Here is a 7,564-nt window from a genome sequence, read left to right on the forward strand (position 1 = left end):
CTACTCTGCTAATGGTAATGTAAATTTGGCTAAACGGTTTTTAGGAAAAGCCGAGATATCCACTGGCTCACCGTTTAAAGTAATGTTAACTACATTGTGCTTACCAAGCACAACAGCAAAAGGAGGTGTGCCAGAAACAGTCATTCTGTAACCTGCTTTTTTAACGCCAAAGGCTATTTTTTCCCCTTCGCCGTCGTGTATTTCGACCCAACTTTCGTCATTGAATAGCATTTCTATTGTGCTGATGTTGGCCTTATCCGTATCTGACTCTAGGGTTTGTTCGTCAAGTGTTTGTGTTATTTCGTCATTTGTTAAGTCTGTACTTTGCTCAATAGACTCTTGACGTAACTCCTCAGCGTCGTTTGCCGATTTTTGCTGCTCAATATTTGTTGATTGAATTGCTTGGCGCTCACTCATTATAGTGTTGCCAATATTTATATTTGTGGTTTGCTCTTCTATGGGGGTAGCGTTTTGCCAAAACCATAATGCAGACGAGCCAATAACGATGGCCAATATAATGTAGGTAACTAACATTAAACGGCTATCGCTGGCTTCTTTTTCTGTACGACGAGAAAAGCTTTGCATGTTAGCTGGTTTTGCTGGCTCTGGTGGCGCTGGCAACATGGCTAATATAGGGGTGCTATCTACCTTTAATTCGCGGCAATAGTTTTTTATGTACCCTTTTACAAAGGTGATAGGTCCTAACGCTTGAAACTCATCGTTTTCAAGGTGTTTAATTTGAAATTCAGAGAGCTTTAGCGGTTTAGCAATGGTTTCAATGCTTACCTTGGCTTGCTCTCTGTGTGCTTTTAGAATTTGGCCTACGGTAGGCTGTTCGCTCTGCGTTTTTTCTTCATTCATAATAAGTATGAGTCTGGATCCACTAGTAAAAGTCTATGTCCTGGTTTTAGCTCTATATCAGGACTTAATTTATTCCATCGCATTAATTCATCAATTAATACTTGCTTCTGGGTAGCAATATCGTAAAGGGAGTCGCCAGATTTAATTTCGTAATAAATATTAGGATCGTTTAAGTAAATTTTGCTGCCATTCATTACCCGATCCGACTCTTTTAATCCATTCCATTGCAGGAGTTTTTGTAGTTTAACATTGTATCGCACCGAAATGCTAAATAGGTTTTCACCAAACTCAATAATATGAAAAGGCACACGTAATGCTGCCACTTTAGGGTTTAACATCGGTAATGCTGTTTGCTTATTTGACGCTAAGTTTGTAAATGTAACATCATTATCGCTTTGGTAATCACTCCTTTCAAAAATATCTTCGTTTTTAGTGGCTTCGTAAAAAACAACATTTGAGTCGTTATTGGCAACGGTAGTGTTTGCCGTGACTGCTGGCTGATTTGTTTGAGGTGAATTAAAGTTAGCCGTTTTAGGCGCCCCAAAAGAAATAATTTTCACCTCTTCTTTTGGTGGTGCTGATGCTACTTTAGCTGCCACTGTTGCAGGTGCTGTACTAGGTTTAGTGGCGGGCTTTTCAATAACTGTCTTAGGTCTATTTGGTGCTTTGGGTTCAGTTGTTAAAGCAAGTAATACCGCAGATGTATCTGTTGATGGCCCCGTAGGTGTAACTTGCTTTATTTCAGCTTGTTCTGGCTGTTCAGCAATTGCTGCTACTGCCGTTTTAGTTGTGGCTTTTTTTGAAGCCATTTTTGGTGTTGCTGAAACTTCAGCAACAGTGTTTTCAGCGCTTATGCTTGAATCATTTCTTGCTATGACTGGATTCGCGTCTTGCGTGTTTTGCTCAGGCTCTGCAGATCTAGCTTGCGCTGGTTGTTTAATGACCAGGCTTTTTGTGTCATCTTGAGTAGGTGCTTTTTTTCTGACTATTTTTATTTTTGGTTTTGCACTTATATATGTGCTATCTGCATCAGCTTTTAGCTCATTTAGTTTGGCTTTACGGTATTTTTCACGCAGCATTTCAAATTCGTTAAAACGTGTTCGTTGCTCTCTGATTGCATACGCTTCGTTACTAGTAGAGTAGGTTTGTAAAAGGGTGCTTGCTACTTTTTCGGCTTCTTCTATTCGCCCCATACGATTTTTTACTAAATAGCTAAGCATTAAAGCACGCGACGATACTCGACCTGTGTCGTCATGTTTTTTAAGAATGTCGTTTGCTTTGTATAAATCACTTTTTGCATAAAACAAAGCAGCTAAACTTATAAGAGTTGAGGTTCGCTGAGAGCTGTGATTAAGCGCTTGCTTGAAGTAAGTTTCTGCGTTTTCAAAATCGTCAAATTCAATAGCGCATAACGCTAGATTTTCGTAGCTTTCGGCAACACGGATATATGTTGGAATTTCAATGGCTTTTAAAAATTGGTCGGTGGCGCGGTCGTATTCATCAATGCCACACAAAAATACACCGTAGTTGTTAAGTGTATTAGGGTCATCTGGTTTTATATCTAGTGCTTTTTGATAGGCTCTGTCGGCTAATGGGTTTTCACCTACTTGCTGGTAATAATACGCCATAGAGTAATGAACTTCAGGTAAGTTGGGAGCGAATTCAGCTGCGCGTTCTAGGTTGTATTTTGCTTGTGAATTATTACCTGTTTTTAGGTACTGTAAGGCTAAAGCTATTCGCGTGCGTGCTGCCCCGGCGTTATTGATTTTATTTTTGACAACGGGCTTATTACTGCCGTTATAACTACTTTCGGTAACACAGCCACTTAAAGCCAGTGCCGATAGTGTTATAGCAAGTATAGATCGCATTACCTTATCTCTTTATTTTTGTCCATATTGCCTATATTACCTAAAAGCCCTCATGTTGCATCAATTATTTAATAATAAACGATTTAACAGGAGGGCTTTAGGTAGTTTAACTAAATTAGGCTTGTTGGATGTTAACTGAGATTTTGTTATCGTCGCGCATTTTCTTTTTTGCCATACGTTTTGTACGGTCAACGACATCTCCGGCTAATTGTCCACAGGCTGCGTCAATGTCATCACCTCGAGTTCGGCGAACAATACATGTAATGCCAGCAGCTTGTAAAACCTTAGAAAAGCGGTCTATTCTGCTATTGCTCGAGCGTGTGTATTCGTTACCTGGGAACGGGTTAAACGGAATAAGGTTTACCTTAGATGGCGTGCCTTTTAACGTTTTAACAAGTTCGTGTGCTTGGTCGGTACTGTCGTTTACGCCATTAAGCATTACGTATTCAATTGTTACGTCTTTATTAGCTTTAGAGCCATCAATGTATCGACGACATGCGGCTAAAAACTCTTCTATAGGGTACTTTTTATTAATTGGTACCAAAATATCACGCAGTGCGTTATCTGGTGCATGAAGTGAAATAGCAAGCGCTACGTCAATCTTCTCTTTTAATAAATCAAGTGCAGGTACAACGCCTGATGTACTTAATGTTACGCGGCGCTTAGATAAACCAAAGCCCCAATCGTCCATCATCAGTTCCATTGCTGGTACTACGTTTTTAACGTTAAGTAATGGCTCGCCCATACCCATCATTACTACGTTAGTAACAGGGCGTTTTTCGCTGTTGCCATCTAGGCCAATATCTTTGGCTACACGCCAAACTTGGCCAATAATTTCTGATACTTTTAAGTTACGGTTAAAGCCTTGTTGTGCTGTTGAGCAAAAAGTACATTCTAGTGCACAACCTACTTGTGAAGATACACACAATGTTGCGCGCTCTTTTTCAGGGATCCACACAGCTTCAACTTCTTGTCCGCCTTCAAGTACTAATGCGTATTTGATTGTACCGTCGCTCGCTTGTTGGCGAACTGAGATTTCAGGGGCGACAATTTCGCACTCAGCTTTAAGCTTTTCTTTAAGCTTTTTATTCACGTTGCTCATTTCGTCGAAGTTGTCTACGCCAAAATGATAAATCCATTTCATCACCTGATCGCCACGAAATGGCTTTTCACCGAAGGATACAAATAGCTCACGCATTGCATCTCGGTTTAAATCTAATAAGTTAATCTTTTTTTGCGCAGTGGTCATGAAACAACCTTAATCAGTAACGGTGGTGATAAAATTTACAGAGACAAATTGTACACAATTCGTTCACTTTAATCATTAAGTAAAGCATCATAAATAGCAGAGTAATACTTTAATTAATGACTAAAAAAGGGCTCGAAAGCCCTTTTCATACTTTGCATCACAGGGTTAGCTGTGAAACTCGAATTAACGAGTACGTGGGCAAAGTTCTTCGTCAGCGAAGAAGTACGCGATTTCGCGAGCAGCAGATTCAACAGCATCAGAACCGTGAACAGCGTTTTCGTCGATGCTATCAGCGTAGTCTGCACGTAAAGTACCAGCTAGCGCTTCAGCAGGGTTAGTAGCACCCATGATTTCACGGTTTTTAAGAACAGCGTTTTCGCCTTCAAGAACGGTAACCATTACTGGACCAGATGTCATGAAAGATACTAAAGCGCCAAAGAAAGGACGTTCGCTGTGTTCAGCGTAGAAACCTTCAGCTTTCTCTTGAGAAAGGTGAACCATTTTAGCTGCAACGATTTTAAGACCAGCAGTTTCGAAACGGTTGTAGATAGCGCCGATGTGGTTTTTAGCTACTGCATCAGGTTTTACGATTGAGAAAGTACGCTCTAAAGCCATCTTTATGCTCCAATAATTTATAAGTAAAAGTGTGAATATTAACGGGCGCGAATTATACGCGTTTTAACTGAAAAATCCTAATTTTATTAAAAACCAGTTCAATTACAGTTTTATGATCTTGATCAAAGGCTTAATTTTAGTGCTCTTTATACTGCCGCGCTTCTGCATTTACATTTAAATTTATGACGCACACAATTGGCTCAATGCCTTTTGTTGTAGGGAGCGCACATGCCATCTGTTTCATCTAGCCCATTTATACCAGAACTATTATGCCCAGCAGGTAGCTTAAAAAATATGCGTTATGCCTTTGCCTATGGTGCTGATGCGGTCTACGCCGGGCAACCTCGTTACAGTTTAAGAGTTCGCAATAATGAATTTGATTTGGATACTTTACAAATAGGTATTAACGAAGCACATGCGCTAAATAAAAAGTTTTATGTAGTGTCGAATATTGCACCCCATAACGCAAAAGTGAAATCGTATTTACGAGATATAGAGCCGGTAATTGCTATGAAACCTGATGCGCTGATCATGTCAGATCCTGGGTTAATTATGTTAGTACGTGAAAAGTGGCCCGATATGCCAGTTCACCTTTCTGTACAAGCCAATGCAGTAAACTATGCAAGTGTATTGTTCTGGGCAAAACAGGGTATTGAACGGGTGATTTTGTCTCGTGAGCTATCGCTTGAAGAAATAAGTGAAATACGTACGCTATGCCCGGAAACCGAGCTAGAAGTATTTGTACATGGTGCGTTATGTATGGCTTATTCTGGACGTTGTTTGCTTTCTGGCTACATAAATAAACGCGATCCAAACCAAGGCACATGCACTAATGCGTGTCGTTGGGAGTACGATGTAAAACCCGGTACTGAGAATGAAACCGGTGAAATGGTGCATAAAATTGACCCTAAAGCAGTTATACCCACTTTAGGTGACGGCGCACCAAGCAACGAAGTATTTATGCTCGAAGAGCAAGGACGCCCCGGTGAATACATGCCTGCATTTGAAGACGAGCATGGTACTTATATCATGAACTCAAAAGACTTACGCGCCGTGCAATACGTAGAACAGCTAACAAAAATGGGGGTGCACAGTCTTAAAATAGAAGGGCGCACTAAGTCATTTTATTATGTAGCCCGTACCGCACAGGTATACCGTAAAGCGATTGACGATGCCGTTGCAGGTAAACCATTTGATGCAGACTTATTTAAAACCCTTGAAAACCTAGCTCACCGCGGTTACACCGAAGGTTTTTTAAAGCGCCATGCTCATCAAGATTATCAAAATTACGAATACGGTCACTCTGTATCAACTAAACAGCAATTTGTAGGTGAGGTATTAGGAAGAAATGCTAATGGTTTGGTTGAAATAGATGTAAAAAATAAGTTTTGTGTTGGTCATTCATTAGAGCTAATGACGCCGAAAGGCAATATTAGTTTTACCCTTGAAAGTATGGAAAATAAAAAAGGCGAAAGCATTACCGATGCCAAAGGCTCGGGCCATATTGTTTTCATTCGTTTAGATAAAACTATAAATTTGCAACATGCTGTTTTGATGCGCAACTTGGATGAGCACCAAGATACCAGAAATCCATTTAAGCAAGTCGCGGCTAATTAATAATTAAACCCAATAACGAATGAGGCTGTGTATTACTGGGCAATTAAAGTAATTAACTAATGCTTAGATATTTTCGAGCTAATTTAGAAGCAGCCTATTAAATTAAATTTTCATTATGTTATTTTTTGCTTGAGTCACTTATTAGTTTTAGCAAAATTATGGTAAGTACGAGTGCAGGGATTGCCCATATATAAGAATTCATTGTTTTTAACTCCAAAATTGAAAACTGAAATCAACATTAATGATTTGGCAACGTTTTGCAAGGAAACGATTACAAGCGCTCTTCATTCTAAAACTATCCGGCATAACGATAATTTTAAAAATGGTGATAAAAAATAAACAGAGTTAAGCATTCAGTTAATAAAGGTACTTGAATTTAAAACAAAACCCTACCGATTCTTGTTTTATAAATTATATTAATGAAAGAGGTTAATAGTGGCTCTACTTATAAATAGCAAATGCATTAACTGTGACATGTGCCATCCCGAATGCCCGAATGAAGCTATATACATGGGGGCTAAAATCTATCAGATAGATCCTGAAAAATGTACCGAGTGTGTTGGGCATTATGAAAAGCCAACCTGCATCAGTGTATGTCCAATAGATTGCATAAAAGCTGATCCCAACTGGCGAGAAGCTTTAGATAAGTTAGCTGATAAATATGTACGTATTATTAGTAAGTCATAGAGTCTAAAAATTTAACTCTTAAAACTAGATATATAAGTAATTATATAAGCAGTAAGTAGTAGAGAATTTAATGATGTATAAAACTGCTACCTTATAAGAATGAAATAAATAGTTATGCGACTTTGCTAAACTCATGAGATGGGCTTTTTATCAGCTATTTATATTATTTAGCCCTCTAATTGTATACCTTTCGTACTAAAAGTGTTTTTATTCAAAAAAGCGTGAATTAAGCATTGACCCCCACTCGAATATCCCTATAATGCGACCCCACTGAGACGGCAGGCGCCAACGCATAGCGAGGCAAGAGTTAATCAGAGAGTTAAGTAAAACTTTACTTTTAAAGCTTCTAAAAAGAAATTTGAAAACAAAGTATTGACTCGAAAAATAAAGGATGTATTATACGCATCCCTAGCGACAACGTCGCAACGTTCTTTAACAATATAAAGCAATCATCTGTGTGGGCACTCGTACAGATTGAGTTCTAACAGCCAAGCTACTTCGTTCTTTATTGAGCAAGTAACGAGGCAAAAAAATTAGAGTCTCAATTGAAACTGAGTGACCAACAGAATAATTACTTAGGTAATTATTCGGCACAGTCAATTCAATATCGAAAGATATTAAATAAATTCAGAATTCATTGAGCTGTCGAAAGACATAAAACTTTTTA

6 protein-coding genes are annotated in these 7,564 nt (G+C 38.9%); 2 read left to right on the top strand and 4 right to left on the bottom strand.

Annotated elements, in window-relative coordinates; genetic code table 11:
• From KZZ04_RS10220 to ndk, 4 genes are all read right to left on the bottom strand, one after another.
• Positions 1 to 861 (bottom strand): RodZ domain-containing protein, encoded by an 861-nt coding sequence (locus tag KZZ04_RS10220; RefSeq protein WP_219422652.1) that lies wholly within the window; start codon positions 859 to 861, stop codon positions 1 to 3.
• On the bottom strand, positions 858 to 2,729 hold the full coding sequence (gene pilW, locus KZZ04_RS10225) for a type IV pilus biogenesis/stability protein PilW (protein WP_219422653.1): 1,872 nt from the start codon (positions 2,727 to 2,729) through the stop codon (positions 858 to 860). Before pilW ends, KZZ04_RS10220 begins: the two co-directional genes overlap by 4 nt.
• 115 nt (positions 2,730 to 2,844) lie before the next feature.
• Positions 2,845 to 3,978: a bifunctional tRNA (adenosine(37)-C2)-methyltransferase TrmG/ribosomal RNA large subunit methyltransferase RlmN gene (locus KZZ04_RS10230; RefSeq protein ID WP_006793574.1), complete on the bottom strand. Its 1,134-nt coding sequence runs from the start codon at positions 3,976 to 3,978 to the stop codon at positions 2,845 to 2,847.
• 183 nt (positions 3,979 to 4,161) lie between these two features.
• Entirely contained in the window at positions 4,162 to 4,593 is a 432-nt protein-coding gene (gene ndk, locus KZZ04_RS10235) for a nucleoside-diphosphate kinase (protein WP_008111339.1), read from the bottom strand.
• Positions 4,594 to 4,821: 228 nt separating this feature from the next.
• On the opposite strand from ndk, the gene yegQ reads away from it, so the two are divergent.
• Both yegQ and KZZ04_RS10245 read left to right on the top strand, forming a co-directional pair.
• Positions 4,822 to 6,210: a tRNA 5-hydroxyuridine modification protein YegQ gene (gene yegQ, locus KZZ04_RS10240; RefSeq protein WP_219422654.1), complete on the top strand. Its 1,389-nt coding sequence runs from the start codon at positions 4,822 to 4,824 to the stop codon at positions 6,208 to 6,210.
• Between the two features lie 435 nt (positions 6,211 to 6,645).
• Positions 6,646 to 6,897: a YfhL family 4Fe-4S dicluster ferredoxin gene (locus KZZ04_RS10245; RefSeq protein WP_219422655.1), complete on the top strand. Its 252-nt coding sequence runs from the start codon at positions 6,646 to 6,648 to the stop codon at positions 6,895 to 6,897.
• Positions 6,898 to 7,564 lie beyond the last annotated feature (667 nt).

The sequence above is a fragment of the Pseudoalteromonas sp. CR1 genome (assembly GCF_019392235.1).
Taxonomy (GTDB): Bacteria; Pseudomonadota; Gammaproteobacteria; order Enterobacterales; family Alteromonadaceae; genus Pseudoalteromonas.

Excerpts from the sequence above, each read along its gene's own strand:
- KZZ04_RS10230 (WP_006793574.1), bottom strand. The coding sequence starts at position 3,978 with ATGACCACTGCGCAAAAAAAGATTAACTTATTAGATTTAAACCGAGAT.
- pilW (WP_219422653.1), bottom strand. The coding sequence starts at position 2,729 with ATGCGATCTATACTTGCTATAACACTATCGGCACTGGCTTTAAGTGGC.
- KZZ04_RS10220 (WP_219422652.1), bottom strand. The coding sequence starts at position 861 with ATGAATGAAGAAAAAACGCAGAGCGAACAGCCTACCGTAGGCCAAATT.
- ndk (WP_008111339.1), bottom strand. The coding sequence starts at position 4,593 with ATGGCTTTAGAGCGTACTTTCTCAATCGTAAAACCTGATGCAGTAGCT.
- yegQ (WP_219422654.1), top strand. The coding sequence starts at position 4,822 with ATGCCATCTGTTTCATCTAGCCCATTTATACCAGAACTATTATGCCCA.